The sequence below is a fragment of the Novosphingobium soli genome, assembly GCF_042432915.1.
In the GTDB taxonomy this organism is placed as follows: domain Bacteria; phylum Pseudomonadota; class Alphaproteobacteria; order Sphingomonadales; family Sphingomonadaceae; genus Novosphingobium; species Novosphingobium soli.
Genome location: NZ_JBHLWK010000007.1, coordinates 57,780 through 83,237 on the forward strand (window position 1 = coordinate 57,780; position 25,458 = coordinate 83,237).

Below are 25,458 nucleotides of genomic sequence, written 5' to 3' on the forward strand. Positions count from 1 at the left end.
GTCCGCCCGTTTCCGTGTCGGGGATACGGCGGAGGAGCGGCGGAGAGGCGAGGCTTTCGCCCGCCGGGGGCTACGCGCCGGTGAAAGTGCGGGTGACGCTCTCGATGCCGAGCGCCTCGACCACCGCAGTCTGGTAGCTGGGCCCCACCTGGAGGCAGGCCCCGTCGCTCAGGACCAGGCGCAGGACGCCCTTGCCAGGGCGGTCGATCGAGACCACCGCGGCGCGCTTGACGATATGCGAGCGGTGGATGCGCAGGAAGCGCGCGGGGTCGAGCCAGCCGGCCACTTCGGTCATCGTCGCGCGCAGGATGTACGAGCGCGTCGGCGTGTTGATGAGCACGTAGTCGCGGGCCGCCTCGATCCAGTCGATGGTCTCGACCGGCACCCGCACCGCGCCGCCGCGACAGGGAATCCAGATCCCGCCCTCGTAGGCGGCCCCCTGGGGCGCGGCGCCGGCGCGCGCCTCCTCGCGCAGCGCCCGCACGACGAGGTCGAGCTCGGCGGCGCGGCCTTCGGCGTCGCGCGAGGCGCGGCGGCGCTTCACGCGCTCGATGGCGAGGCGCAGGCGGTCGAAGCTGACCGGCTTGAGCAGGTAGTCCACCGCCTCGACCTCGAACGCCTGCGGTGCGAAGCGGTCGAAGGCGGTGACGAAGACGATGTCGGGCGGCGCCGGCATGGCGGCGACATGGCGCGCGACGTCCATGCCCGAGCAGCCCGGCATCTGGATGTCGAGGACGAGCAGGTCGAAGGCGCCGGTGGCGATCGCCTCCAGCGCCTCGGGTCCGTCGCCCGCGGTGGCGATGGCGGCGATGCCCTCGATCGGACGGATCGCGGCCTTCAGCCGGTCCAGCGCGAGCGGCTCGTCGTCGACCAGCAGGACCCGGATCACTCGGCAGCGTCCCGGATCTGCAGGAGAGCGAGAGGCATGGCGATCTGCACGGTGAAGCCGTCGTGCCGGGCCAGCGCCTCCAGCCGCGCCGCCTCGCCATAGTGGGCGGCGAGGCGCTGGCGCACGTTGGCGATCCCGAGCCCGGTGCCCGCCGCCGGCCGCGAGGCGAGCGCGCGCCCGCCGTCGTCCTGCACGGTGATCTCCAGCCGCCCGTCATGGGCCACCACCTCGACCGCGATCGTCACCGTCCCGCGCGAAGGCGCGACGCCGTACTTCACCGCGTTCTCGATCAAGGGCTGGAGCAGGAAGCTGGGCACTTGCGCATCGAGCAGCTGGACCGGGCACCGCACGTCGAAGCACAGTCGCTCGCCGAAGCGGACCGCCTCGATGTCGAGATAGGAATGGAGCGTGGCCAGTTCCTCGTCCAGCGTCACCGTGCCCTGCATGTCCGCCTCCAGCGAGGTCCGCAGGAACGAGGAGAGGCGCACCGTCATGACTTCGGCGTCCTCGTTGCGGCCGTTGACGATCAGCGACGAGATCGCGTTCAGCGTGTTGAACAGGAAGTGCGGGTTGAGCTGGAAGCGCAGCGCCGCCAGCCGGGCCTCCTGCGCCGCGTGCCGAGCGTCGGCCAGCTGGCGCTCGCGGCGGCGGCCGAGCTCGGCCGAGCGCAGCAGCCCGAGCACCGCGGCGTAGAACAGGTAGAGCAGCGGAAAGGGCATCAGCCCGCCGACGAACTGGCGCCACAGCCCCGCGAAGGCGAATCCCTCGGCACGGGCGTACTCGCGCACGAGCAGGGCATCGAGGAAGCCGTGGGCAAGGCCCATGAACAGCGCAGCCCCCGCCGTCGCGGCGACGCAGGGCACCACCGGCAGCCGCTGGGCCCGGTTCACCGCCAGGCCCAGAACGGCGGAGAAGGCGATCCCGACGACGAAGGTCTGGAGCAGCAGGATCTTGAGCGCACCCGGCAGCGGCCCGGGCTTCGAGAGGTCGTTGGCCGACCACAGCACCAGGGCCAGCAGCCACAGCACGAGCGTAAAGGCGGCACCGATCGCGACGCTGCCTCGTGCAGGCGGGGAAGGCTTGTCGGGGTCGTCCATCCACGTCGAGGATAGCACGGCCGCGCCCGCCACGGGACCGGCTTCGTCGCCGCCTGGTCCGCCCCGGTCGCAACCGGCCGCGTGGCAGCGGACGGTCACTCGACGACGAGGAAGTACTCGGCCACGCGGTTGCCGCCGTTGCGTACCTCGATCACGTAGCGCTGGGTAAACAGCGGGATCCAGCGGCAGGCGCGGCGCGCGTCGGCGGTGGTGCAGACCGGCCGGCGATCGGCGTCGAGGACCTGCAGCGTGACCGGCGTGTCGCCGGGGGTGGACAGGGCGATGCTCGCCTTCTTGCCGGAGAGGAACACCTGCTCGAAGCTGTCGCTGCGGCCGGGGAGGGCCTTGCCGGTGCGGTAGCCGGGTCCCAGCGGGCTGCCGCGCAGCGGGCTGTCCGCGACGGGGACGAGCGCGCGCCAGGCGGGGACCGGGTCTTCACCCGCCCAATCGTCGATCGGGCGGGCGCCGGCGCGCGCGATCACGCCCAGGGCCTCGGCGAGGCCGGCGCGGTCGGGACTGTCCTGCGCGGTGCGCGCGGTCGCGAGCGCCAGGGCCACCCGCTCGCCGATCTCGAGCGCGTTCTCCGGGGTGGGCTCGGGAACGAGGGGAGCAGGCGCGGCGGCGGCGAGGAAGGCGGCCGCTCCGGCGAGAACCATGGGCTTGCGCGACGCGACGCTCATCGCTTGGACTCCGGGCTGACGGTGAAACGGGCGCCCCGCTGCGACGGGGCCAGCGTGATCTCCAGATGGTGGCGCTCGGCGATCGCGCGGCACAGGGCGAGGCCGAGGCCCGCCCCTTCCGTGCCGAAGCAGTTCCCGCCCCGGCCGAACTTCTCGAAAATGCTTTCGCGCTGGTCCTCGGGAATCCCGGGTCCGTCGTCGCTGACGACGAGCAGGGGCCCCCGGTCCAGCTTCAGCGACACTGTACCACCACTCGGCACGAACTTGAAGGCGTTGTCGAGCAGGTTGGTGACCAGTCGGGTGAGCTGCATCTCCTCTCCCTCCACCACCACGCCGGGCGTGATGTCGAGCTGGAAGCGGTGGCCGGATTCCTCGGCGCTGTCGGCGTATAGCTCGCCCAGCCGCGTGGCGAGCGCGCTGAGGTCGACCGGCGCGAGCCCGTGCCGGTCGCCCCGCCGCGCCTCGCTGGCGGCGATGTCGAGCAGCGACTCGAGCATGCGGATGAGGCCGCGGATCTCGGTGCGGGCATCGGCGATCCGCGCCGCGGTCTCGCCGTCCGGGGTGGCGGCGAGCGCCTTCACCAGCCGGTTGTCGAGGTGCATGAGCGGGGTGCGTATCTCGTGCGCGACGTGGTCGGTGGTCTCGCGGTGCGCGGCGGCGAGCTGCTTGAGCCGGGCCAGCGCGTTGCCCGAATGGCTGGTGAGCTCGTCGATCTCATCGTGCCCCGCCGAACCGCGCGCCAGCTCCGCCAGCGCGGCGTCGTCGGGCTGGCGGAACGCCGCGTTGATGCGCTCGATGCGGCCGGCCAGCCGGTGCGCGGCCATCCACCCGCCCAGCGCCACCGCCAGCACCGCCAGGACGCCGCCGGTGAGGAACACCAGCGCCACCTGGCGCAGCAGGATGCCGATGTCGCGGTGCTCGTGCGCGACCAGCAGCCGCAGGTCGGGGCTGAGCTGGGTGGCGCGGGCATACGCGTGGCGGTTGCCCGCGATGCGCACCTCGCCCGCCTGCGACAGGCCGGCGTGGAGGTTGGGCCAGGCGGTCATGTCGCCGGCGATGCGCCGGCCCTTTGCATCCGCCAGCAGGTAGTGCGCGGGATCGGCGTCGCGCGGCTGCAACGCCAGGCGGTCGGCGATGCGCTCGGCCAGCTCCTGCTCGTCGCCGCTGGCGTAGATGTCGACCATGCCTGCGAGATCCACGTCCACCGCCCGCTCCAGCGCCTGCCGGCTGGTGCGCTGGATCGTCGCGTTGGTCAGCAGCCACAGCCCGAAGGTGATGATCGCCGCCGTCGCGATGGCCCAGAGGACGATCTGCGCGAAGATGGACTTGCGGATGACGAAGAGGCGGCTCACCGCCCGTCCAGCAGCCTGTAGCCCGAACCCCAGATGGTCTCCAGCGCGGGCGTGTCGAAGCCGTCCTCGAGCTTGCGGCGCAGGCGGCCGATGTTGACGTCGACCACGTTGGTCTGCGGATCGAAGTTCATCTTCCACACGTCGCGCAGCAGCATCTCGCGCGTCAGCACCTCGCCTGCGTTCTCCATGAAGTAGCGGAACAGCTCGAATTCCTTCGGGCTGAGCGAGAGGTGGCGATTGTCGCGAAAGGCGGTGCGCGCCTTCACGTGGCACTCGAAGGCGCCATAGAGGATCACCGCCGAATGCTCGCGCCCCGAAGCGCGGCGATGCAGCGCCCGCAGGCGCGCGAGCAGTTCCTCCCCCTCGAACGGCTTGGCGAGATAGTCGTCCGCCCCCGCGTCGAGGCCTTCGGCGCGGTCCGAGGTCCGGCCCAGCGCCGAGAGCAGCAGGACCGGCGTTCCGACGCCGCTCTCGCGCAGGCGCGACAGGATGGTGATGCCGTCGAGGTCGGGGAGCATGCGGTCGAGGATGATGACGTCGAAGCGCTCGGCCCCGGCGCGCTTGAGCCCGTCACCGCCGGTGGCGCACCAGGTCACGCTGTCGCCCGAGCGGGTGGCGAGTTCGCCCACCTGCGAGGCGGCGCGCGCGTCGTCCTCGATGTAGAGGATGCTGAGGCCGCTCACGCGCGAGCCTCCGGCCGGACGCGCCGTCCGGAGCCGGTGCTGGTCCCGGCGCTGATCCCAGTTTCGAGACCGGTGCCGACGGCGGCCGCCGGACCGCTGCGGGCCACGAGACCCTCCCGTCCCGTATGCCCCCCAGGTCCGCCGGCCGCCGCCGGGCGGGGTGGCACCGGGTGCCGCCCAAGGGGACTGGGACGGCGGCATGCCCGGCACCGAAACGCTTTCCCGTGCGCTACCATGCTCCCGGCCGACGCGGGCGGCGGTGCGACAGCGCTCCTGCCGCCGGCGCGCCGTGCCGCCGCAGCGGCGCCAACCGCAGCTGTGCCAGCCGTGGGCCGATCTGAATGTCCTTCGCGAATCGTCATGTTCCCCAGCCCCGGCCCTGCTCCGTCCAGCGCCTCGGCTGCAGCCCCGACCTGCCTGCGGACCCGTCCCGCGATGTCCCCATCCTGCGCGCGACCCCGCATTAGACCACCGGTCGCGCCGGGTCCCCTGACAATGCCTGTTACCCCCGCCGCGCGCTCGCGACGACGAGGGCGCACCTGCCCTTGGCGCCTGCGATCCTATGTCTCGGACCGGCTGAGTCAACACGGGGGCACAGGCCGGCCCCGGCGCGCCTCAGGCGGGCGCGACGGCCATGTTGTCGATCAGGCGGGTCCCGCCGATCCGCGCCGCGACCAGCAGCCGCATCGGCGCTTGGGAGCGGGCATCCAGGGGCTCGAGGCTGCGAGCATCGCGCAGCTGCGCATAGTCGACGCTGCCGAACCCGCCCTTGGCAAGGTCCGCCTCCAGCCGGGCCAGCGCCGCTGCGACATCTTCGCCCGCCTCGATCGCCGCGATCGCGGTGCGCATGGCGGCCGGCAGGGCCGCCGCCCGGGCCCGGTCCGGCGCGGAGAGATAGGCGTTGCGCGAGGACATCGCGAGCCCGTCGGCCTCGCGCACGGTGGGCACGGCCAGGATCGAATCGGCGGCGGGGCGGGTGAGGTCGAGGTCGCGCGCCATGCGGCGGATCACGGCCAGCTGCTGCCAGTCCTTCTCGCCGAAGAGGGCGAGGTCGGGCAGCACCTGGTTGAACAGCTTGCACACCACGGTCGCCACTCCGTCGAAATGGCCGGGCCGCGCCCCGCCGCACAGGCCTTCGCTCACGCCGGCGACGGCGATGCTGGAGGCGAACCCGTCCGGGTACATGACCTCCACCGTCGGGGCCCAGAGCAGATCGACGCCCTCGGCCTCGAGCAGGCGGCTGTCGCGCTCGAGCTGCCGGGGGTACGCATCGAGGTCCTCGTTGGCGCCGAACTGGAGCGGATTGACGAAGATCGACACGACCACCGCATCGGCCTGGCGGCGGGCTTCACGGACCAGCGTCAGATGGCCGTCATGCAGCGCCCCCATCGTCGGCACCAGGGCCACCGTGCCGGCCCGCGTGCCGGCCTGCGTGCCGACCTGGCGAAGCGTGGCGACCGCATTGCGCAGTGGATCAAGGCTGTGGACGATTTGCATTGGGGTTCGCTGCTCCGGTATGATGGGGCTGACCGACGGCGCCCGGCCTTAGCCGCTGCGCGCCAGCGGGGGCAACGAAATTGAAACGGTCGGACCGGCTTCCGCCGGGCCGCGAGCAGGAAAGCGTAACGGTCCCGTGACAGCGCATCGCATCGTCTTCGCCAACGAGAAGGGCGGCACCGGCAAGTCCACCACCGCCGTCCATGTCGCCATCGCGCTCGCCTACCAGGGCGCGAACGTCGCCTGCATCGACCTGGACCCGCGCCAGCGCACGCTGTTCCGCTACCTCGAGAACCGCGTGGAGACCGAACGCAAGCGCGAGATCGCGCTGCCCGGCGCACGATTCGCGGTCTACGACGGCGACGATGTCGACGAGCTGGACGACCTCGCCGAACAGATCGCGCAAGGCTACGACTTCCTGGTGTTCGACACCCCGGGCCGCGACGATGCCTTCGCCCGCCACGTGGCCACCACCGCCGACACGCTGGTCACCCCGCTGAACGACAGCTTCGTCGACTTCGACCTGCTGGGACAGGTCGAGAGCGAGACGTTCAAGGTGAAGAAGCTGTCGTTCTATGCCGAGGTGATGTGGGAGGCGCGCAAGAAGCGCGGGCTCAAGACCATCGCCGAGGGGCGACGCGAGCTCGACTGGGTGGTGGTGCGCAACCGCGTGCAGCACGTGGAGGCGCGCAACATGCGGCGCATCGACGGCGCGCTGCAGGAACTATCGAAGCGCGCGGGCTTTCGCATCTCGGCCGGCCTGTCCGAGCGCGTCATCTTTCGCGAGCTGTTCCCCTCGGGCCTGACCTTGCTCGACAAGGGCCACTTGGGCGACCTGGGAACCAGCCACCTCGTCGCCCGGCAGGAAGTGCGGGGCCTGCTCGCGGGGCTCAAGCTGCCGATGCCCGGGCGCAGCCAGTCCGAACTCGCGCTCGCCGCCAGCGCCTGACGCCATGGTCAAGCTGCTCTGGCTCGTCGCGCTCGGCTGCATCGCGTGGCGGCTCTACTCCGGACGCTGGCCCTGGCAGCCGCGGGTCGGCAAGGCGGCTCCCTCGTTCGAGGCCGCGCGGGCACGCGTCCTGCTCGGCGTGGAGGCGGACGCCAGCCGCCGCGAAATCGTCGAGGCCCACCGTCGCCGCCTGGCCGCGATCCATCCCGACCGCGGCGGCAGCAACGAGCAGGTCCACGAGGCCAATGCCGCGCGCGACCTGCTGCTCGCCCAGCTTGCCGCCGAGGCCGGGTGACCGGGTCCTCCCAAGTGCTGCGGCGGATGCCCCGGCACAATCCACCGACGCCGGGCGGATCGCCGTGGAGCGAGGAACGCCAGACATGAAATTGAAGACCCTTCTCGCTCCCACTTACGTGCAGATGCTTTCGGCGCTCGGGGCATGGCTGGACAAGGCGGGGGAGCAGTTCGCGCACGACCACACGGCGCGGGAGGCGCTCCTGCGCGCCAGCCTGGCGCCGGACATGTACCCGCTGTCCACCCAGATCCGCTTCGCCTGCGTGCAGGCGCACGAGGGCATGTACCGGCTGAGGGGAGAGGCCTTTCCAGCCGCAATCGAGACCCTGCTCGACGAAGGCCGCCATGCCGGAGCGCATCCCGGAACACTGGCCGAGGCCCGTGCCCGCATCGACGAGACCCTCGCGCGGGTGGAGGCGCTGGCGGCTGACGGCGCCGAGGGCGAACCCGCGGCGGATGGCCTTGACGAAGCGGAGCGGCCCCTGGCCCACGCTCTTCCCAACGGCATGGTCTTCGATCTGACCGCCGGGCAATACGCGCGCGACTGGGCGATCCCGCAGTTCTACTTCCACGTGATGACCGCCTACGCCATCCTGCGCAGCCAGGGCGTGGTGCTGGGCAAGGCGGACTACGTCGCGCACATGCTCCCCTTCCTGCGGGCCGAGACGGCGCCGGCCGCCTGAGACCCGCGCCGGGGAGCGGCGGCGCGGTGTTCTGCGGCCGGTCCTGACCGGTGAAGCGGTGGTGGCACCGGGCTCGGCGGCGACCTCGTGCGAGCGGACGGCAGCGATCTGGCTTCGCGCGCCAAGGCTTGCCTGCCCCGCCTGCGCTGGGGCAGATGGTGCGCCATGAGCCATGGCCATGCCTTCCACCCTTCGATCCTGCGCGAATACGACATCCGCGGCGTCCATGGCGAGACGCTGTTCGAGGCGGATGCGCAGGCGATCGGCCGCTGCTTCGCCGCGGAGGTGCGCCGTGCGGGCGGCGGCAAGGTGGTGGTCGGCCGGGATGGCCGGCTCAGTTCCCCGGCGCTGGAGGCCGCGCTGGTGGGGGGGCTGCTGGCCGGCGGGATCGACGTGGTGCGCATCGGCCTGGGTCCCACCCCGATGCTCTACTTCGCCGAAGCGTCAATCCCAGAGGTGCAGGGCGGCATTCAGGTAACCGGCAGCCACAATCCACCCGATCATAACGGCTTCAAGATGGTACTTGCCGGCCGGCCATTCTTTGGCCCCGACATCCAGCGGCTTGGCGCGGCGGCGGCGAAGGGCGAGGAAGGCGCCGGCCCTGGCGGTGCCCGCGGGCGGGAGGAGACGCGCGATGTCCTGCCCGCTTACGTCGCCCGCCTGGTCGAGGGCCAGCCCGGCGGTGCGGGCGATGCCGCGGGCGGTGAGGGCGCGCAGGGGGATGCCGCGGAGCGGGACGCCCCGGAGCGGGACGAAACGCAGCGGGACGAGACGCAGCGGGACGAGTCGGGCTGCGCAGGCCAGGGAGCGGCTCGGCACTGGCGGATCGGCTGGGACGCCGGCAACGGGGCCGCCGGCCCCGCGCTGGAGAGGCTCGCATCGCTGCTGCCCGGCGAACACTATCTGCTCCACTCCGAAGTCGACGGCCGGTTTCCGCATCACCACCCCGATCCCACAATCCCGGAGAACCTGGCAGACCTGCAGGCGCTCGTCGCCGCGAAGAACCTCGATTTCGGAGTGGCCTTCGACGGCGATGCCGACCGCATTGGTGTGGTGGATGCCCAAGGGCAGATCGTCGACGCCGACCGGCTGCTCGCCATCTTCGCTCGCGACGTGCTGGCGCGGCATCCCGGCGCCACCGTCATCGCCGACGTCAAGGCCTCCCGCCTGGTGTTCGAGACGGTGCGGGCGCTCGGCGGGCAGGCGCTGATGGCCCCCTCGGGGCACTCGCATATCAAGTCCAGAATGAAGGCGACGGGCGCGCTGCTCGGCGGCGAGACCAGCGGGCACATGTTCTTCGCCGACGACTGGTACGGCTTCGACGACGGCCTCTACGCCGCCGTGCGCCTGATCGCCGCCTGCCACCGCCTCCGCCGCTCGCTGACCGCGCTGCACCAGGCGATGCCCGCGACGCACACCTCGCCGGAACTGCGCTTCGCCGTACCGGAGGCGCGCAAGTTCGCCGTCGTCCAGGAGGTCCGCGCGCGGCTCGCGGCCGAAGGCGCCGCGGTGAACGCGCTCGACGGCGTGCGGGTGGACACGGCGCAGGGCTGGTGGCTCCTGCGCGCGTCCAACACCCAGGCTGCGCTCACCGCCCGCGCCGAGGGCGACACGCCCGCGGCGCTCGCGCACCTGCTGGCCGAGATCGACCGGCACCTCGCCGCCTCCGGCATCGTGCGCGCGCCGGGATGATCGCACGCCGATCGCCTGCGCGCGGTGCTTTTCCCGCGCGGGCCCCTATATCCTTGTGCAATGCCACCCGCTGACGCCGCCCCGAACACCGAGCCCGGGTCCATCCCGCCCGAGATCGCCGCCTGGTTCGACGCGCGCGGCTGGCGCGTGCGTCGCCACCAGCAGGAGATGCTCGCCGCCGCGGACCGGGGCGCCCACGCGCTGCTCGTCGCCGACACCGGCGCGGGCAAGACGCTGTCCGGCTTCCTGCCCACGCTCGCCGCGTTCTGCCCCTCGCGCCTCGCCGGCGCCAAGGTGCTTGAAGGGCTGCACACGCTCTACGTCTCGCCGCTTAAGGCGCTGGCGACCGATGTGCAGCGCAACCTCATCGCCCCGATCGAGGAGATCGGGCTGCCGATCCGGGTCGAGACCCGCAGCGGCGACACGCCCAGCGATCGCAAGGCCCGCCAGCGCGCGCGGCCCCCGCACGTCCTGCTGACCACTCCCGAATCGCTGTCGCTGCTGCTGAGCTACCCGGAGGCGCCGGCTCTGTTCGCGGGGCTGCGCCACGTGGTGATCGACGAAGTCCATGCCTTCGCCACCGGCAAGCGCGGCGACCTGCTGGCGCTCTCGCTCGCGCGGCTCCAGGCGATCGCTCCGGCGACCCGGCGCGCCGCGCTCTCGGCGACGCTGGCGGACCCGGACGAGTACCGCGGCTGGCTGGCGCCCTGGGGCGAGATCGACGCGGTGGACCTGGTCCACGGCGAGCCCGGCGCCGAGCCGGAAGTGGAGATCCTCCTCCCGCGCGAGGAGCGCATCCCCTGGAGCGGCCATGCGGCCACCTGGGCGATCCCGCAGCTGATCGAGCAGATCCGCGCCCACCGCACCACGCTGGTCTTCACCAACACCCGGTTCCTGGCGGAATACATCTTCCAGGAGCTATGGGACGCCAACGAAGGCAACCTGCCGATCGGCATCCACCACGGCTCGCTCAGCCGCGAGGCGCGCCGCAAGGTCGAGGCGGCGATGGCGGACGGCAAGCTGCGGGCGCTGGTCTGCACCGCCAGCCTCGACCTCGGCATCGACTGGGGTGACATCGACCTCGTCGTCCAGATGGGCGCGCCCAAGGGCTCCTCGCGGCTGCTCCAACGCATCGGGCGCGCGAACCACCGGCTCGACCAGCCGAGCGAGGCGGTGCTGGTCCCCGGCAACCGCTTTGAGTTCCTGGAGGCCTTCGCGGCGCAGCAGGCGGTGCGCGAGGGGCAGCGCGACGGTGATCCGTTCCGCCCCGGCGGGCTCGACGTGCTGGCCCAGCATGTCATGGCGGTGGCTTGCGCGGGACCCTTCCGCGAAGAGGACCTGCTGGCGGAAGTCCGTTCCAGCCTCGCCTACGCCTGGGTGGACGAGACCGTCTTCGCGCGCGTGCTGGCCTTCGTCGCCACCGGCGGGTACGCGCTGCGCAGCTACGACAAGTTCCGCCGCATCGTGCGCGAGAAGGACGGCACCTGGCGCCTGGCTCATCCCGAGCATGCCGCGCGGCACCGGCTGAACGCCGGCATCATCGTCGATGCCGAGATGCTGGAGGTGCGCTTCCGCAACGGCCGGTCGCTCGGGAAGGTGGAGGAAGGCTTCGGCGCCAGCCTGGAGCCGGGCGACACCTTCCGCTTCGCGGGCATGGACCTGGAGGTGGAGGCGCTCAAGGACCTCGAGCTGATCGTGCGCGCGGCCAGGCGCTCGGCCACGATCCCCAGCTACATGGGCCAGCGCATGCCCATATCGACCCACCTGGCCGACCGGGTCCGGACGATGCTGTCGGACCGGGCGGGCTGGGCGCGCTTCCCCGAGGACGTGCGCGAATGGCTGGAAGTGCAGGACTGGCGCTCGCACCTGCCCGCGCCGGGGCGGCTGCTGGTGGAGAGCTTCCCGCACCGCGAGCTCGCCTATACCAGCTACTACACGTTCGAGGGCTGGAACGCGAACCAGTCGCTGGGCATGCTGGTGACCCGGCGCATGGAAGACCGCGGGCTGGGGCCGCTGGGCTTCGTCGCCACCGACTACACGCTGATCGTCTGGGGCCTGAAGCCGGTCGAGGACCCCGCCGCGCTGCTCTCGCCCGACATCCTGACGCACGAGTTCGTCGACTGGGTGCAGCAGTCGTACCTCCTGCGCCGGGCGTTCCGCGAGGTTGCGGTGATCTCCGGCCTGGTCGAGCGGCAGCACCCGGGCAAGCGCAAGTCGGGGCGGCAGGTCACCTTCTCCACCGACCTCATCTACGACGTGCTGCGCAAGTACGAGCCCGACCACCTGCTGATCGAGGCGGCCTGGGCGGACGCGCGCGCGCGCATGACCGACGTGGGCCGCGTCGCCGACGTGCTCGACCGCGCGGCGCGCGAGATCGACCATGTCCGGCTGGACCGCATCAGCCCGCTCGCGGTGCCGGCGCTGTCGATGATCGGGCGCGAGAACCTGCCGGCCGGCGCGGCTGACGACGATCTGCTGCTGGAGGCCGAGAGCCTCGCCTCGGTCGCCATGCGCGTGGACCCGGTCGAGGACGAGGAGCAGGACGAGGACGAGGAGCGGAAGGAGGGCTGAGCGCGGAGCGCTGCCCTTGACAACCAGTACCATATAGGTTATAAGCCCCGCCATCCGCTGCGGAGCGTGCGCACGTTCCGAAGCGGTGTTTCGGGCCGGCGTCGTAGGCCGTACGCGAGTGCAAGTCGTGGACCACGCCCACAGCGTCCCCCGGAGCGGTTCCGGGTACCGCGATCCGTCGAGGTACCAAGGCCTTCCGCAAACGGCCGGCCCTCACGAGGGTGGTTTCCCGGAAGTCGCCTGAGAGGACCGGCGCTCGCCTGCGAGTCCGCGCCGCCGGTTCGTTCCGCTCCGCCAGGACCGAGCCGGGCTGCCAGCATGCTACCCGGCCGTTCGCACAGAGCAGGCCCCCTCCTTGCGTGCCGCAAGGACGCCCCGACGCCGGCCCGATGTCNCTACCCAGGCGTTATCCCGCGCTCGCCGGCGGGCGACCTGCCGTGCCTGTCCTCCTGGGCCCCTGCCCGGGCCTGGCCGCAAGCGCCCGCTCAGTTGGTGCAGGAGAATAAGGGGCCCACTTGGCGGCACACATGGAGATTGTTCATCGGGGAGCGCAGCGGCGCCACTTCGGGCGCGCGGAAGCTCATCAGCCCGTTGAGGGTGCTTTGCGTCTGCATGGTCTGGATGGTGCTCGAAAGCCCCTGGACGGCGGAGGCGAGGTCGCGCTGCGCGCTCGCCTGCTGTGCCGCCACCGCCGCCTGCAACCGCATCTGGGCCGCGGCGAGCCGTTGCTGGCCGGCGACTTCGGCCTGCTGGTTCAGCACTGCGAGCTGGCGCTGGTAGTTCGCCTGGGCCGCGGCGTAGGCAGGCTGGAACTGGTCGCGCCAGCTGCAGATCTTCCGGTACTGCGCCGGCGCCAGCCCCTTGACGCCTGCCGATCCCTGGCAGGCCTTCTGGAGGTATTCGCGCTCCATCGCCGCAGCAGGGGCGAGGTAGCCCCTGCCCCATTCCAGCATCCTCTGAAGGCTGTCGAACTTGGCCTGGAGGTGGGCCGTGTAGGACTTGGGCAGGGTGACTGGCTCGAGCTGGCCGGCGCGGCGCATGAAGTGGCCGACCCCGCCTTCGGGATAGCGCGCGACGGTGACCGCATCCGAGGTCATGCCCCTGGGGTCGGTCACCGCGTAGACCAGGTTGGGATTCTCCGGGTTGACCACCGGCGCCGACCTTGTGTCGATGATGGCGTAGCCGACCGCGCCATAGCCCTCGGTCGCCAGGAGGCGCCGCTCGGGGTTGAACGGCGAGCTGACCATCGCCCAGCGGTTGCCGAGGTTGTCCTGGACCATCAGCTGGTTGACCTGGTTGAACCCGGAGGCGCCGGTCTCCATGCTCTCGCGGTAGAGGACCGCGGCGGGATAGGACGCACCGCCGATCACGTGCATCACGCTCTTGCCGGTGTAGTCGTAGACCACGTGCGGCCCGGTCCAGTTCTCGCCGGTGCCGTCGTGGACGCTGATCTCCTCGATGTGGTGGGTGTCGGAGATGGCGATGTCGCGGCCCAGGCCGTAGGCGAAGCCGTTGCGGCATGCCCCGTCCCAGAAGGCGCGGAAGTGGGGGCGGCGGACCTGGTCGGGGGACGAGGGGAGCTTGCAGGGTTCGGTCTTGTTGAGCGGCTGGACGAACACCCGCCGCTCGCGGGCCTCCGGCACGCCAGGCCGCGCGGCGAGGTAGCGTTCGAAGGCGCTGGCCTCCTCCTCCTTGGTCTTGCGCGGCTTCGAGCCTGCGGTGGCCGGCACCGCCGACAGCGGCGCCAGCACGAGCGCTGCCATCACCACGGGAATCACTCTGCGCATCGCCGCCCCCTCGCCATTGTGTCCGACGCGTCTGCTTGGGCGCAATTGGTTATCATCAGGTAACCATGGTGCGTCCCACCGCTGTTGCGGCGCCGGCGCCGCGCGGGGGACGGGCCCGGCCGAAGGCGAGAGATCAAAGAAAAAGGGGCGGATCGCTCCGCCCCCTCTGGGTGCCCCTGGCGGGGCCAGTTTCGTGCCTGCGGCTTACTTGCCGAAGGTGGCGAACTGTTCGTTGCCGACGAAGCCGAACTTCGTGACCGCCGAGGCCTTGATGACCTCCAGCACGCCGGCCGACAGCTCGTAGCTGGCTTCCGGCTCCGGCTGGAACTGCAGTTCCGGCTCGGGGTTCATGCGGGTGGTCGCCGACAGCGAGTTGACCAGGGTGTTCTGGTCGATCTGCGTGCCGTTCCACATGATACGGTCATCGGCGGTGAGCACGATCTTGTTCTTGACCGGGTCGATCGGGGGCGGGGTCTGATCCGGCGGGCTGGCCACCGGGAGATCGATGTCGATCGAGTGGGTCGCGACCGGGATGGACATGATGAACATGATGAGGAGGCAGAGCATGACGTCGATCAACGGCGTCGTGTTCATCTCCATCATCGGCGAGCCATCTTCCTTGCCGCCTGACATTGCCATGGAAAGTTACTCCTGTTCCAGCGAACGTCAGGCGTTCGGGTCGACCGGGTTGGTGATGAAGCCAACCGTGGGATAGCCCGAGACCTGGACGTTGTAGATCGCACCGGCCACGCAGCGCCAGGGGGCGTTGACGTCACCGCGGATGTGGACCTGCGGGATGAGATCCGGGTTCGCCATGAGGGCCTGGGCGCCGCCTTCGCGCTTCACGATCGAGTCGAGACGCTTGAAGGCCTGGTCGCGCAGTTCCTCGGAGGTCACCGGCGTGATGTTGTTGAAGTAGATGCGGCATTCGCCGCCGCGCGAGGCGCCTTCGTAGCCCGGCTCGCCGGCGCTGCGGCCAGCGCTGTCCGTGGTCGAGACGGTCAGGAGGAGGTTCTCCACCTTGTCCTTCGATTCGGTGGCTACGATGACGGGGATGCGCAGCTTTTCGATCGTCTGGATCGCGACCGGAACCGCGATGAGGAAGATGATCAGCAGCACCAGCATGACGTCGACGAGCGGCGTCGTGTTGATGTCGGACATCGGTGTCTCTGCACCGCCTCCGCCCGTGGAAATCGCCATAGTCTTATCCTAATCCTTGCGTTGCCTGGGGGCGGGCGGCGGCCTGCGCCTGCATCGTGCCGCCGCCCCTGGTCCCCGACGGGGGCGGACCGAAGGGCCGGTCCGCTGGCCCGTGCTCCTTACGGCTTGGCCGGAGCGGCAGCCGGCTTGGCCGGAGCAGCGGCCTTGGCAGGAGCAGCGGCGAGGACCGGCTTGACGGCGCCCTTCGAGTTGATGTTCGCGAGGACGTCATTCGAGAAGCCGGTCAGCAGCTCGGCGATGCGCTTGTTGCGGCTCTGCAGGTAGTTGTAGGCGAGCACGGCCGGAACCGCGACGAGCAGACCGAGCGCGGTCATGATCAGAGCTTCACCGACCGGACCCGCGACCTTGTCGATCGAGGCCGAACCGGCGATGCCGATGGCGATCAGCGCGCGGTAGATGCCGACGACGGTACCGAACAGACCGATGAACGGCGCGGTCGCACCGACGGTGGCGAGGAACGGCAGGCCACCGGCGAGGCGGGCGTTGATGGTCGCTTCCGAGCGGGCGAGCGAGCCGTGCAGCCAGTCGTGCGCCTCGAGCGAGTCGGTCATCTTGGCGTGCTGGTCCTCGGCGGCGATGCCGTCGTCGACGAGCTGGCGCCAGGCGCTGTTCTTCTCGAGCTTGGCAGCGCCCTCACGCAGGGTCGGCGCGCGCCAGAAGGAAGTGCGCACGGTGTTGAACTGGCGCAGGATCTTCGACTGCTCGAACCACTTGGTGAACAGGATGTAGAACGAACCGAACGACATGATGCCCAGGATGATGACGGTCGCGTAGGCGATGAAACCGCCCTGCTTCAGAGCCTCGGCGAAGCCGAACTTGTTCTGCGGCGCGGCTTCCCCGGCAGCGGCAAGGATGTCAACGATAAGCATGCGATTTACCTCTCAAGAAGAATGCAGGATGTGGTCGGGGCGAGGCCGACCGCCTTGAGTTTAGTTGAGCTTGTAGACGATCGCGGTCGAGGTGGTCGACGAGATCGGGTTGCCCGCGTCGTCCAGCGCCGGGTCATAGCGCGCATAGCGCGTCATGCCGTCGCACGCCGCCTCGTCGAGGTCGGGGCTGCCGCTCGAGCTGCTGACCGAGCAGGCCGTGACCCGCCCGTCGGTGCCGACGGTGACGCGCACGCCGACGCGGCCTTCGCGCTCTTCACGCGCGGCGCGGGTCGGGTAGTTGGCCTGGATGCGGCCCGCCCAGCTGCCCTGGTTCTTCGCGCGGACGCCCCGTGCCTTGGAGGGACCGGGCGGCGGCGGCGGCGGAGCCGGCGGCGGCGATGCGGTCTGGATCACCACCGGCGGGGCCGGGGGCGGCGTGATCACGGTCTGCACCGGCGGCGGGGCCGGAGCGATGTTGATCGGCGGCGGCGGCGCCACGATGGGCGGCGGCGGCGTGTCCGGCTGATCCGGCGGCGGCGGAGGGGGTTCCTCCTCCTTGGGTTTCTCTTCCTTGATATCCACGGTGGTCACCTTGTTGATGACCTTCTTCGCCGCCTCATAGGCCAAGCCGGTGACGAGCGCATAGCCGACGAAGACATGGATCAAGGCGACAATGACAAGAGCAATAACCTTGTTACTGCTCATCTGCTGGTCAGCGTAAGCCATTCAGACGCATCACTCCATTACCAAGCCCCGGGCAAATCGACTGAACGAGTTCAGGCCGGACGTGTCCAAGGGCGCCCATGGCCTCCCCCCGGAAAGAGGAACCCATGACGAAACTCAAAATTACCCACCCTGACGGCTGACAATCCGCCTGTCCGTGAGCGAAGCCGAACGGGAAGGCGAACCGCGGGGCTTATTAGTATTTTTGCCCCAATTTGCAGGCTTCTTAACGGTGAAGCCTCCCCCACGCAACGCCTTATCGGGTCACCGCAGGTTAACGCACGATTCATGCCCGCTTGGCTCAATTTGATCCAGTGCAATTTTGTATAGCCTCGCCCTGCGGCTATAAGCCATCGCATTTCCACGGAGTTTATCGTCCATGCCATCGAGAATTCAGCACCTTGCAGCGGCGATGGCGGGTGCCTATCTGGCCTTCGCGCCGTTGGCGGCGCCGGCGCAGGCACTCCCACCCTCGCCCGGAGAGGTCACATATGCGGATGTTGCCGACCTTGCCGATTCGGCGGGGCTGGTGGTGCATGCCCAGGTCCTGAAGATGGCCCGGGTCGAGGACGCGCGCGCCCCCGGCCTGACCCCCGGCCATGCCCGCTTCTACATCGAGGCGCGGACCAAGGCCTTGCTGACCGGCAAGGCTGCCCTCGGCGAATCGATCCGCTACCTCGTCGACCTGCCGCTCGATGCCAAGGGCAAGGCGCCCAAGCTCAGGAAGCAGGACGTGCTGCTGTTCGCCCGTGCGGTGCCCGGCCGGCCGGGCGAGCTGCAGCTGGTGCGCCCCACGGCGCAGCAGGCCTGGACGGGGGCCGGCGAGGCGCGGCTGCGCAGCATCCTGCAGGGGCTCGTCGCTCCCGAGGCGCCGGCCAAGGTGACCGGCGTGCGCGAGCTGCTCTACGTGCCGGGCAACCTCGCCGGGCAGGGCGAGACGCAGATCTTCCTCAAGACCGCCGACGGCTCGGCCGCCTCGATCACCGTGCGCCACGAGCCGGGCCAGCCGCCCGCCTGGGGCGTCTCCTTCTCCGAGCTGGTGGCCGATGCCGGTCGCCCGCCCCAGCGCGACACCCTCGAATGGTACCGCCTCGCCTGCTTCCTGCCCAAGACCCCGCCGGCGGAGGCGAACGTGTCGGGCTCCTATGCCGAGCAGCAGCAGGCGCTGGCGGATTACCGCGGCGTGCTCGGCCAGCTCGGCCCCTGCGATCGCACCCTGCGCTGAGGCTTCGCCGCTCCGGGCCGGTCCGCTTCGTGCTGGAAATCGTGGCGCGCCTGCCCTAGGGCGCGCTCCCGAAAGGGAGCTTGCATGGCCGAACCGCTCAATATCGCGCTTGCCGGACTGGGAACCGTCGGAGGCGGCGTCGTCCGCCTCATCGAGACCAACGCGGAGCTGATCGCCCGCCGCGCCCGCCGCCCGATCCGCATCGCCGCGGTCAGCGCGCGCGACCGCACCAAGGATCGCGGCGTCGACCTGTCGCGCTACGACTGGGTCGACGACACCGCGGCGCTGGCCGGCCGCCCCGACGTCGACGTGGTGGTGGAGATGGTCGGCGGCTCCGACGGTCCGGCGCTGGCGCTGGCGCGGAACGCCATTGCCGGGGGCAAGGGCCTGGTCACCGCCAACAAGGCGATGATCGCGCATCACGGGCTGGAACTGGCGGCCGCAGCCGAGGCGGCGGGCGTCGCGCTCAAGTTCGAGGCCGCCGTCGCGGGCGGCATCCCGGTCATCAAGGGGCTGAGCGAGGGCGCCGCGGCCAACGCCATCGAGCGGGTCTACGGGATCCTCAACGGCACCTGCAACTACATCCTCTCCACCATGGAGGACACCGGCCGCGACTTCGCCGACGTGCTCGCCGACGCGCAGCGGCTGGGCTATGCCGAGGCGGACCCGACCTTCGACATCGAGGGCACCGACGCGGCGCACAAGCTCTCGATCCTGGCCGCCATCGCCTTCGGCTCGCAGCTGCGCTTCGACGCGGTGGAGACCATGGGCATCAGCCGGGTCAAGGCCGCGGACATCGAGCAGGCCCGGGCGCTCGGCTACGTCATCCGCCTGATCGGCATGGCCGAGACCGACGCCAGCGACGGCACCTGCCGCCTGTTCCAGCGCGTGCGCCCGCACCTGGTGCCGATCGACCACCCGCTCGCGCATGTCGATGGCGCCACCAACGCGGTCGTGGCCGAGGGCAACTTCATGGGCCGGCTGCTGTTCCAGGGCGCCGGTGCCGGCGACGGGCCGACCGCGAGCGCGGTGGTCGCCGACATCATCGACATCGCGCGCGGCGAGAAGGGCGCTGCGTTCTCGATGCCCTCCGGCGAGCTCGAGGCGATGGCACCGGCGCCTTCGGGCCACCGCGTGGGCAGCGCCTATATCCGCTTCACCGTGCCCGACCGCCCCGGCGTGCTCGCCGACATCACCGCCGCCATGCGCGATGCCGGGGTCTCGATCGAGAGCCTGATCCAGAAGGGCGACCCGGACCAGGACGGCGAGGTCATCCTGGCGGTGGTCACGCACCCCGGGCCCGAAAGCGCGGTGACCGAGGCCATGCGCATCCTCGACGGTTCGGACAGCCTTTCGGGGCGGCCGCTGGTGATGCAGATCATCGGCGCCTGACGCCGGGCGGCGTCACGGCGCCCGCAGCTCCCCCTTGGCGATCTTGTCGGCGTCGGAGCCGGCCGGCGCCTCGGGGATCGTCGACAGGTCGATGATGTACGGCTGCTCGGGCGGGCAGGGCGGGATCAGGCACATGCCCCCCATCGTCGCCTTGCCCTTGAAGATGCCGTTCCCCGAGACGTCGGGCGCGCGCAGCTGCCCGTCGCGGGCACCGGCGCCGGTGGGATCGTCATCGCCGGTGGAGGGGATGCGGAACTGGTCCTGCTCCGGCGCGCAGACCACGATCTCGCCCTGGCGGATGGTGCGCAAGCACGCGTTGCGCGAGGTGTCCTGCGTCACCCGGCCGTTGCTGCCGAGCACGGTCTCGGCGACCGAGCGGTCCGCCGCAGAAGTCCCGCCAGCCTCCTGCCCAATCGCTGGAGCGGGGGCGATTGTTGCGAGTGCGAAAAGGTACGTCCAGCTTCTCGACAAGTGAAGATCCTCTGTCTAAGCGTTCCGAACCTTTCCTCCCAGGATTAATCCGGAGTGAACATGTCCGATAACGCTACTCCCGCAAGTCACGTACTCGACCGCGTCCTCGTCCTCGAGATGGTGCGCGTAACCGAGGCTGCCGCCATCGCCGCGTCGAAGCTCATCGGCCGCGGAGACGAGAAGGCGGCCGATCATGCCGCAGTCGAAGCAATGCGCAAGGCCTTTGACGGCCTCTACATCGACGGCACCGTCGTGATCGGCGAGGGCGAGCGGGACGAAGCGCCCATGCTCTTCATCGGCGAGAAGGTCGGCGGCGCGCCCGGCAAGGGCCCGAAGATCGACATCGCGCTCGATCCGCTCGAAGGCACCACCATCACCGCCAAGGCCGGCCCGAACTCGCTGGCGGTGCTCGCCGCGGCGGAGGAAGGCGGCCTGCTCAACGCGCCCGACGTCTACATGGACAAGATCGCGGTGGGCCCGGGCTATCCCGAGGGCATCATCGACCTCAACAAGTCGCCGACCGAGAACGTCAAGGCGGTGGCCGCGGCCAAGGGCGTCGCGCCCGACGAGATCATCGTCTGCGTGCTCGATCGTCCGCGCCACGAGGACCTGATCGCCGAGCTGCGCGGCCTGGGCTGCGGCGTCGTGCTGATCGGCGACGGCGACGTCGCCGGCGTCATCGCGGTGACCGACGAGGACACCACGATCGACCTCTACATGGGTTCGGGCGGCGCGCCCGAGGGCGTGCTCGCCGCCGCCGCGCTGCGCTGCGTCGGCGGCCAGTTCAACGGCCGCCTGCTGTTCCGCAACGACGACGAGCGCGCCCGCGCCCGCAAGTGGGGCATCGAGGACCTCGACAAGGTCTACAAGCTCGAGGAGCTCGCCAAGGGCGACTGCATCTTCGCGGCCACCGGCGTGACCAGCGGCTCGCTGCTCGACGGCGTCAAGCGCCTCAAGGGCGGCAAGATGACCACCGAGAGCGTGGTGATGCGCGCCAGCTCGGGCACGGTGCGCTGGATCAAGGGCGAACACCGGATCTGATCCGGCAGGCTCCCGTCGGAATCGTGAAAAGGCCGCTCCCGGTTGGCGCCGGGGACGGCCTTTTCGCATCGAAGGGCGGGCGCCGCGTGCTCGTCGCGTGAAGGAAACGGGGCGGAAACGGGGGCGCGGACTATTGCAATCCCGCGACTCCCGGCTACAGGGCCGGTCCCAATGGCCGACGCCACGAACCGCCAAGGGATTCGCCAAATGAAGATCATGTCCGGCAACAGCAACATGCCGCTCGCGCGCGCCATCGCCGGCTACCTGGAGGTGCCGCTCACCGACGCCAGCGTACGCCGCTTCGCGGACGAGGAGATCTTCGTCGAGATCCACGAGAACGTGCGCGGCGAGGACGTCTTCGTGGTCCAGCCCACCAGCTACCCGGCCAACGACAACCTGATGGAGCTGCTGATCTGCATCGACGCACTGCGCCGTGCTTCGGCCAAGCGCATCACGGCGGTGGTCCCGTACTTCGGCTACGCCCGCCAGGACCGCAAGCCGGGCCCGCGCACCCCGATCTCGGCCAAGCTCGTCGCCAACCTGATCACCGAGGCGGGCGCCGACCGCGTCCTCTCGGTTGACCTGCACGCCGGCCAGATCCAGGGCTTCTTCGACATCCCGACCGACAACCTGTTCGCCGCGCCGGTGATGGCGGCGGACATCCAGGCGCGTTACGGCGACCAGTCGCTGATGGTGGTCTCGCCCGACGTGGGCGGCGTGGTGCGCGCCCGCGCGCTGGCCAAGCGGCTCGACAACGCGCCGCTGGCCATCGTCGACAAGCGTCGCGACAAGCCCGGCCAGTCCGAGGTCATGAACATCATCGGCGACGTCAAGGGCCGCGCCTGCATCCTGATCGACGACATCATCGATTCCGGCGGAACCTTGTGCAACGCGGCGCAGGCGCTGATGGACGCGGGCGCCTCCAGCGTCACCGCCTACATCACCCACGGCGTCCTCTCCGGTGCGGCGGTCAGCCGCGTGACCAACTCGGCGCTCAAGGAGCTGGTGATCACCGATTCGATCCAGGCGACCGACGCCGCCAAGGGTTCGGACAAGATCCGCATCCTCACCATCGCCCCGCTGGTGGGCGAGGCCATCCGCCGCATCGCCGACGAGAGCTCGGTCTCCAGCCTGTTCGACTGACGGGCTTGGCGGCTCTGCCGCCGCTGCGAACGAGGGCGGCTCTGCCGCCGGTCACTCCCAGGGGCGGCTCTGCCCCGGCTCGATCCGCTTGAGCGCTTCCAGCCGGCGGGCCTGGCGCGATTCGAGCGCGAGGGTGAGGATCGGCTGCGGAGTGGTGACGAACTGCCGCGGCGACATGCCGAACAGGTCGGTGAACTCGTGGATCAGGTGGCTCTCGTCGTAGTAGCGCAGGGCCATCTCCTCGCCCTCCGCCGAATCGGCGACGCCGCGCAAGTGGCTCGCCATGTCGAGCGCGCGGGCGCGGCGCAGGACCTGCTTGGGCGCCATCCCGAAGTCGCGGCTGACCACCCGCTCCAGCTTGCGCCGGTCCACCCCGATCGCGTCCGCCGCCTCGCTCACCGACGTGCTCGGATCGCGCAGGGCGATCTCCTCGAAGGCGGAACTGACCGGGTCGGGCGGCGTGCCGCCCCGCAGGTGGATCTTGCGGCGCCAGTGCGCCTCCAGGCTCTGCAGCCAGTCCTCGGGCGAGCCCTCGGGGTCGAACAGCGCGAGGTAGACCTCCGAAGGCGAGACCACCGCCGCGCTTGGCACCACGCGGTCGACGTAGTCCTGGACACGCGGTCCGCCCAGCGCCGTGCCCGCGCCGGGGCGCAGGGCCAGCCCCAGGCTGACGAAGCTGCCCGTCACGCTGATCGGCATGCGCCGCGTGTTCGGTCCGAAGTAGAAGGCGCCCCGGGTGGCGCGGACTTCCCCCGCCGGCGGCATGGCGACCCAGTCTCCCGCCAGTTGGATGCGGATGAATGCGGTGTCGCTGAAGAGGCCGCAGGACAGCGTATAGTCCGCCGGCGCGGAAACCTTCGTCACGTACAGTCGCGCGATCCACGGGGCGAGATCGCCGGCGGGTGCCCGATTGTAGGACAGGGGTTGCCCGTCGCGTGTGCTGCCCTGCTGCGGCGCAATCGTGCGGTCCACCGCAGGCGTGTTCTTGCGTTGCATGCCACTCAATTTCGTGATTGCCCCGTAAATCCGAATACTTCCGCGTAGAACGCACGGCAATGCAATTAAAGTTGCATGTACATCCACCGCGGCGATAGTCGGTCTTTACCGCTTGGACGGCGAAAGCTGCGAGGGCCTGCCGCTTGACCGCGTCGCCGCCGGCAAGGCACAGGGGAGCGATGAAGATCGAACAGGACATCGCCCTCGCCCTGCGGCTCGCCGACGCGGCGGGCGAGGCGATTCGCCCCCATTTCCGCACCGGCCTCACCGGGGACCGCAAGCTGGACGCCTCGCCCGTCACCGTCGCCGACCGCGACGCGGAGGAAGCCATGCGCCGGATCCTCAAGGCCGAGGTGCCGCGCGATGCCATCATCGGGGAGGAGTTCGGCGCGGAGGACGGGTCCTCCGGCCGGACCTGGGTGCTCGATCCGATCGACGGCACCGTCTCGTTCATCGCGGGCCGGCCGATCTTCGGCACGCTGATCGCGCTGCTGGTCGACGGGTGGCCGGTGCTGGGGATCATCGACCAGCCGATCCTGCGCGAGCGCTGGGTGGGCGCCAGCGGCCACCCGACCACCTTCAACGGCATCGCGGCGCGCACCCGCCCCTGTCGCGAACTGTCCGACGCGATGATGGCGACCACCGGGCCGCAGTACTTCGACGACCACCAGGGCGACCACTTCATGGCGCTCGCCGCCAAGACCGACCACAAGCGCATGATGTTCGGGGGGGACTGCTACAACTACGGGCTCCTCGCCAGCGGCCACGTCGACCTCGTCTGCGAAGCCGGGCTCAAGCTGCACGACTGGGCGGCGCTGGTGCCGATCGTCGAGGGCGCCGGCGGCACGATGTGCGACTGGAACGGCGAGCCGCTGAACATCGATTCGGGCGGCGAGGTGCTGGCGATCGGCGACCCCGCCCGGCTCGAGGACGTGGTCGAGGCGATGGCCTGCCACCACCACGACTGACCTGCGGCGCGCGGCTTGCGGCTCTTCCTCTACGGCACGCTGCAGCCGCAGGCCGATACCGCGATCGCCGCCTGGGTGCGGGCGCGGGTGGTGGATGCGCAGCCCGCGAGCGTGCCGGGCCGGCTCCACGGCATCGACGGCGGCCGCGGCTGGTATCCGGCGCTGGTGCGCGGCACGGGCCGGGTGCCGGGCACCTTGTGCGCGCTGCGGCTGACGCGCGCCGAGTTGGCGCTGCTCGACCGCTACGAGGGCTGCGAGTACCGGCGCGTGACGCTGCCGGTGCGCACCGCCTCCGGGCAACGGGTGCCGGCGCAGGCCTACCTCTGGCGCCTTGCCGTGCCGCGGGGCGCGCCGGTCATCGCCGGCGGGTTCGCCGAGTGGCTGGGCCGGACGGCCCGCTGCGCCTATGCCGCGCAGCCGCGCGATTTTCGCGCGCTTGCCTTTCGCCGCGCATGTGACTAAAGGCGCGCCCTTCAATCGACACGGTTGGATCTTTCACGAGATTCGCGGGTCGGCCTGGCGAAAAGGGCTGCCATGGCCGGCGGGACGTGTCCCTGACATAGGAGACGAAAATGCCCAAGTTGAAGACGAAGAGCGGCGTCAAGAAGCGCTTCAAGCTCACCGCCACCGGCAAGGTGAAGCACGGCGTCGCCGGCAAGCGCCACCGCCTGATCAGCCACAACGGCAAGTACATCCGCCAGAACCGCGGCACCGAGGTCATCTCCGACGCCGACGCGAAGGTGATCAAGAAGTGGGCGCCCTACGGGCTGAACTGAGGAGCGCTAGCACATGAGCCGTATCAAGAGGGGTGTCACCACCCGCGCCAAGCACAAGCGGATCCTGGACCAGGCCAAGGGCTACCGGGGTCGTCGCAAGAATACCATCCGCATCGCGCGCCAGGCCGTCGAGAAGGCCGGCCAGTACGCGTACCGCGACCGCAAGATCAAGAAGCGGACCTTCCGCGCGCTCTGGATCCAGCGCATCAACGCTGCGGTCCGCGCCGAAGGCCTGACCTACTCGCAGTTCATCCACGGCGTGAAGCTCGCCGGGATCGAGCTCGACCGCAAGGCCATGGCGGACCTCGCCATGAACGAGGGCGGCGTGTTCAGCGCCGTCATCGCGCAGGCCAAGGCCGCTCTGCCGGCGGCGGCGTAAGCCACCGACGCGAAGCGACCCGCTTCACAGCGCGTTTCGAAAGGGCGTGGATGGCTTGGCCGTCCGCGCCCTTTTCGCGT

26 protein-coding genes are annotated in these 25,458 nt (G+C 70.4%); 13 read left to right on the plus strand and 13 right to left on the minus strand.

Annotation, left to right across the window (positions count from 1 at the left end; genetic code table 11):
- Positions 1-70: 70 nt before the first annotated feature.
- The 6 genes from ACFFJC_RS04160 to panC all read right to left on the minus strand — a co-directional run bounded on the left by ACFFJC_RS04160 (position 71) and on the right by panC (position 6,198).
- The gene (locus ACFFJC_RS04160) at positions 71-889 is read right to left on the minus strand and encodes a LytR/AlgR family response regulator transcription factor (protein WP_379486236.1); all 819 of its coding nucleotides are present in this window, start codon (positions 887-889) and stop codon (positions 71-73) included.
- Positions 886-1,986: a sensor histidine kinase gene (locus ACFFJC_RS04165; protein WP_379486237.1), complete on the minus strand. Its 1,101-nt coding sequence runs from the start codon at positions 1,984-1,986 to the stop codon at positions 886-888. Before ACFFJC_RS04165 ends, ACFFJC_RS04160 begins: the two co-directional genes overlap by 4 nt.
- Positions 1,987-2,081: 95 nt before the next feature.
- A complete protein-coding gene (locus ACFFJC_RS04170; RefSeq protein ID WP_379486238.1) occupies positions 2,082-2,666 on the minus strand; it encodes a hypothetical protein in 585 nt (194 codons plus the stop codon).
- Positions 2,663-4,018 (minus strand): sensor histidine kinase, encoded by a 1,356-nt coding sequence (locus ACFFJC_RS04175; RefSeq protein ID WP_379486239.1) that lies wholly within the window; start codon positions 4,016-4,018, stop codon positions 2,663-2,665. Before ACFFJC_RS04175 ends, ACFFJC_RS04170 begins: the two co-directional genes overlap by 4 nt.
- Complete coding sequence (locus tag ACFFJC_RS04180) at positions 4,015-4,701, minus strand: response regulator transcription factor (protein WP_379486240.1); 687 nt, start codon at positions 4,699-4,701, stop codon at positions 4,015-4,017. Before ACFFJC_RS04180 ends, ACFFJC_RS04175 begins: the two co-directional genes overlap by 4 nt.
- Before the next feature lie 615 nt (positions 4,702-5,316).
- Entirely contained in the window at positions 5,317-6,198 is an 882-nt protein-coding gene (gene panC / locus ACFFJC_RS04185; protein ID WP_379486241.1) for a pantoate--beta-alanine ligase, read from the minus strand.
- Between the two features lie 136 nt (positions 6,199-6,334).
- Between panC and ACFFJC_RS04190 the strand changes: the two genes are divergently transcribed.
- From ACFFJC_RS04190 to ACFFJC_RS04210, 5 genes are all read left to right on the plus strand, one after another.
- Positions 6,335-7,147 (plus strand): division plane positioning ATPase MipZ, encoded by an 813-nt coding sequence (locus ACFFJC_RS04190; protein ID WP_379486242.1) that lies wholly within the window; start codon positions 6,335-6,337, stop codon positions 7,145-7,147.
- A gap of 4 nt (positions 7,148-7,151) precedes the next feature.
- Positions 7,152-7,442, plus strand: coding sequence for a molecular chaperone DnaJ (locus ACFFJC_RS04195; protein WP_379486243.1), 291 nt, complete (start codon positions 7,152-7,154; stop codon positions 7,440-7,442).
- Between the two features lie 85 nt (positions 7,443-7,527).
- Positions 7,528-8,124, plus strand: coding sequence for a DUF1993 domain-containing protein (locus tag ACFFJC_RS04200; protein ID WP_379486244.1), 597 nt, complete (start codon positions 7,528-7,530; stop codon positions 8,122-8,124).
- Between the two features lie 165 nt (positions 8,125-8,289).
- Positions 8,290-9,816: a phosphomannomutase/phosphoglucomutase gene (locus ACFFJC_RS04205; protein WP_379486245.1), complete on the plus strand. Its 1,527-nt coding sequence runs from the start codon at positions 8,290-8,292 to the stop codon at positions 9,814-9,816.
- Between the two features lie 60 nt (positions 9,817-9,876).
- Positions 9,877-12,387 (plus strand): ligase-associated DNA damage response DEXH box helicase, encoded by a 2,511-nt coding sequence (locus ACFFJC_RS04210; RefSeq protein WP_379486246.1) that lies wholly within the window; start codon positions 9,877-9,879, stop codon positions 12,385-12,387.
- 485 nt (positions 12,388-12,872) lie between these two features.
- Here the strand turns inward: ACFFJC_RS04210 and ACFFJC_RS04215 are convergent, their stop codons facing one another.
- From ACFFJC_RS04215 to ACFFJC_RS04235, 5 genes are all read right to left on the minus strand, one after another.
- On the minus strand, positions 12,873-14,174 hold the full coding sequence (locus ACFFJC_RS04215) for a hypothetical protein (RefSeq protein ID WP_379486247.1): 1,302 nt from the start codon (positions 14,172-14,174) through the stop codon (positions 12,873-12,875).
- 204 nt (positions 14,175-14,378) lie between these two features.
- Positions 14,379-14,813 (minus strand): ExbD/TolR family protein, encoded by a 435-nt coding sequence (locus tag ACFFJC_RS04220; RefSeq protein WP_379486248.1) that lies wholly within the window; start codon positions 14,811-14,813, stop codon positions 14,379-14,381.
- Between the two features lie 27 nt (positions 14,814-14,840).
- Positions 14,841-15,374, minus strand: a complete 534-nt coding sequence (locus tag ACFFJC_RS04225; RefSeq protein ID WP_379486249.1) for an ExbD/TolR family protein — start codon at positions 15,372-15,374, stop codon at positions 14,841-14,843.
- Positions 15,375-15,493: 119 nt separating this feature from the next.
- Positions 15,494-16,264, minus strand: coding sequence for a MotA/TolQ/ExbB proton channel family protein (locus ACFFJC_RS04230; RefSeq protein ID WP_379486250.1), 771 nt, complete (start codon positions 16,262-16,264; stop codon positions 15,494-15,496).
- Positions 16,265-16,324: 60 nt separating this feature from the next.
- Positions 16,325-16,990: an energy transducer TonB gene (locus ACFFJC_RS04235; RefSeq protein ID WP_379486251.1), complete on the minus strand. Its 666-nt coding sequence runs from the start codon at positions 16,988-16,990 to the stop codon at positions 16,325-16,327.
- Positions 16,991-17,366: 376 nt separating this feature from the next.
- Between ACFFJC_RS04235 and ACFFJC_RS04240 the strand changes: the two genes are divergently transcribed.
- Positions 17,367-18,212 (plus strand): hypothetical protein, encoded by an 846-nt coding sequence (locus ACFFJC_RS04240; protein WP_379486252.1) that lies wholly within the window; start codon positions 17,367-17,369, stop codon positions 18,210-18,212.
- Between the two features lie 84 nt (positions 18,213-18,296).
- Positions 18,297-19,604, plus strand: a complete 1,308-nt coding sequence (locus ACFFJC_RS04245; protein WP_379486253.1) for a homoserine dehydrogenase — start codon at positions 18,297-18,299, stop codon at positions 19,602-19,604.
- 12 nt (positions 19,605-19,616) lie between these two features.
- Here the strand turns inward: ACFFJC_RS04245 and ACFFJC_RS04250 are convergent, their stop codons facing one another.
- Positions 19,617-20,075 (minus strand): hypothetical protein, encoded by a 459-nt coding sequence (locus ACFFJC_RS04250; RefSeq protein ID WP_379486254.1) that lies wholly within the window; start codon positions 20,073-20,075, stop codon positions 19,617-19,619.
- A 60-nt stretch (positions 20,076-20,135) separates the two neighbouring features.
- Here ACFFJC_RS04250 and glpX point away from each other — a divergent pair, with 60 nt between their 5' ends.
- Positions 20,136-21,116 (plus strand): class II fructose-bisphosphatase, encoded by a 981-nt coding sequence (glpX, locus tag ACFFJC_RS04255; RefSeq protein ID WP_379486255.1) that lies wholly within the window; start codon positions 20,136-20,138, stop codon positions 21,114-21,116.
- A 207-nt stretch (positions 21,117-21,323) separates the two neighbouring features.
- A complete protein-coding gene (locus tag ACFFJC_RS04260) occupies positions 21,324-22,259 on the plus strand; it encodes a ribose-phosphate pyrophosphokinase (protein ID WP_379486256.1) in 936 nt (311 codons plus the stop codon).
- A gap of 51 nt (positions 22,260-22,310) precedes the next feature.
- Here the strand turns inward: ACFFJC_RS04260 and ACFFJC_RS04265 are convergent, their stop codons facing one another.
- Positions 22,311-23,255 (minus strand): helix-turn-helix domain-containing protein, encoded by a 945-nt coding sequence (locus tag ACFFJC_RS04265; protein ID WP_379486257.1) that lies wholly within the window; start codon positions 23,253-23,255, stop codon positions 22,311-22,313.
- Between the two features lie 179 nt (positions 23,256-23,434).
- On the opposite strand from ACFFJC_RS04265, the gene hisN reads away from it, so the two are divergent.
- The 4 genes from hisN (at position 23,435) to rplT (ending at position 25,378) form a co-directional block, all read left to right on the plus strand.
- Positions 23,435-24,223, plus strand: coding sequence for a histidinol-phosphatase (hisN, locus tag ACFFJC_RS04270; RefSeq protein WP_379486258.1), 789 nt, complete (start codon positions 23,435-23,437; stop codon positions 24,221-24,223).
- Between the two features lie 15 nt (positions 24,224-24,238).
- Entirely contained in the window at positions 24,239-24,685 is a 447-nt protein-coding gene (locus tag ACFFJC_RS04275; RefSeq protein ID WP_379486259.1) for a gamma-glutamylcyclotransferase family protein, read from the plus strand.
- 110 nt (positions 24,686-24,795) lie between these two features.
- Complete coding sequence (rpmI, locus tag ACFFJC_RS04280; protein ID WP_091142070.1) at positions 24,796-24,999, plus strand: 50S ribosomal protein L35; 204 nt, start codon at positions 24,796-24,798, stop codon at positions 24,997-24,999.
- Positions 25,000-25,012: 13 nt separating this feature from the next.
- The gene (gene rplT / locus ACFFJC_RS04285) at positions 25,013-25,378 is read left to right on the plus strand and encodes a 50S ribosomal protein L20 (RefSeq protein WP_379486260.1); all 366 of its coding nucleotides are present in this window, start codon (positions 25,013-25,015) and stop codon (positions 25,376-25,378) included.
- Positions 25,379-25,458: the final 80 nt, after the last annotated feature.

Excerpts from the sequence above, each read along its gene's own strand:
- ACFFJC_RS04245 (WP_379486253.1), top strand. The coding sequence starts at position 18,297 with ATGGCCGAACCGCTCAATATCGCGCTTGCCGGACTGGGAACCGTCGGA.
- ACFFJC_RS04235 (WP_379486251.1), bottom strand. The coding sequence starts at position 16,990 with ATGGCTTACGCTGACCAGCAGATGAGCAGTAACAAGGTTATTGCTCTT.
- ACFFJC_RS04220 (WP_379486248.1), bottom strand. The coding sequence starts at position 14,813 with ATGGCAATGTCAGGCGGCAAGGAAGATGGCTCGCCGATGATGGAGATG.
- ACFFJC_RS04210 (WP_379486246.1), top strand. The coding sequence starts at position 9,877 with ATGCCACCCGCTGACGCCGCCCCGAACACCGAGCCCGGGTCCATCCCG.
- ACFFJC_RS04205 (WP_379486245.1), top strand. The coding sequence starts at position 8,290 with ATGAGCCATGGCCATGCCTTCCACCCTTCGATCCTGCGCGAATACGAC.
- ACFFJC_RS04260 (WP_379486256.1), top strand. The coding sequence starts at position 21,324 with ATGAAGATCATGTCCGGCAACAGCAACATGCCGCTCGCGCGCGCCATC.
- glpX (WP_379486255.1), top strand. The coding sequence starts at position 20,136 with ATGTCCGATAACGCTACTCCCGCAAGTCACGTACTCGACCGCGTCCTC.
- ACFFJC_RS04170 (WP_379486238.1), bottom strand. The coding sequence starts at position 2,666 with ATGAGCGTCGCGTCGCGCAAGCCCATGGTTCTCGCCGGAGCGGCCGCC.
- ACFFJC_RS04265 (WP_379486257.1), bottom strand. The coding sequence starts at position 23,255 with ATGCAACGCAAGAACACGCCTGCGGTGGACCGCACGATTGCGCCGCAG.
- ACFFJC_RS04225 (WP_379486249.1), bottom strand. The coding sequence starts at position 15,374 with ATGGCGATTTCCACGGGCGGAGGCGGTGCAGAGACACCGATGTCCGAC.
- ACFFJC_RS04195 (WP_379486243.1), top strand. The coding sequence starts at position 7,152 with ATGGTCAAGCTGCTCTGGCTCGTCGCGCTCGGCTGCATCGCGTGGCGG.
- hisN (WP_379486258.1), top strand. The coding sequence starts at position 23,435 with ATGAAGATCGAACAGGACATCGCCCTCGCCCTGCGGCTCGCCGACGCG.
- ACFFJC_RS04200 (WP_379486244.1), top strand. The coding sequence starts at position 7,528 with ATGAAATTGAAGACCCTTCTCGCTCCCACTTACGTGCAGATGCTTTCG.
- rplT (WP_379486260.1), top strand. The coding sequence starts at position 25,013 with ATGAGCCGTATCAAGAGGGGTGTCACCACCCGCGCCAAGCACAAGCGG.
- ACFFJC_RS04240 (WP_379486252.1), top strand. The coding sequence starts at position 17,367 with ATGCCATCGAGAATTCAGCACCTTGCAGCGGCGATGGCGGGTGCCTAT.
- ACFFJC_RS04230 (WP_379486250.1), bottom strand. The coding sequence starts at position 16,264 with ATGCTTATCGTTGACATCCTTGCCGCTGCCGGGGAAGCCGCGCCGCAG.
- ACFFJC_RS04165 (WP_379486237.1), bottom strand. The coding sequence starts at position 1,986 with ATGGACGACCCCGACAAGCCTTCCCCGCCTGCACGAGGCAGCGTCGCG.
- panC (WP_379486241.1), bottom strand. The coding sequence starts at position 6,198 with ATGCAAATCGTCCACAGCCTTGATCCACTGCGCAATGCGGTCGCCACG.
- ACFFJC_RS04215 (WP_379486247.1), bottom strand. The coding sequence starts at position 14,174 with ATGCGCAGAGTGATTCCCGTGGTGATGGCAGCGCTCGTGCTGGCGCCG.
- rpmI (WP_091142070.1), top strand. The coding sequence starts at position 24,796 with ATGCCCAAGTTGAAGACGAAGAGCGGCGTCAAGAAGCGCTTCAAGCTC.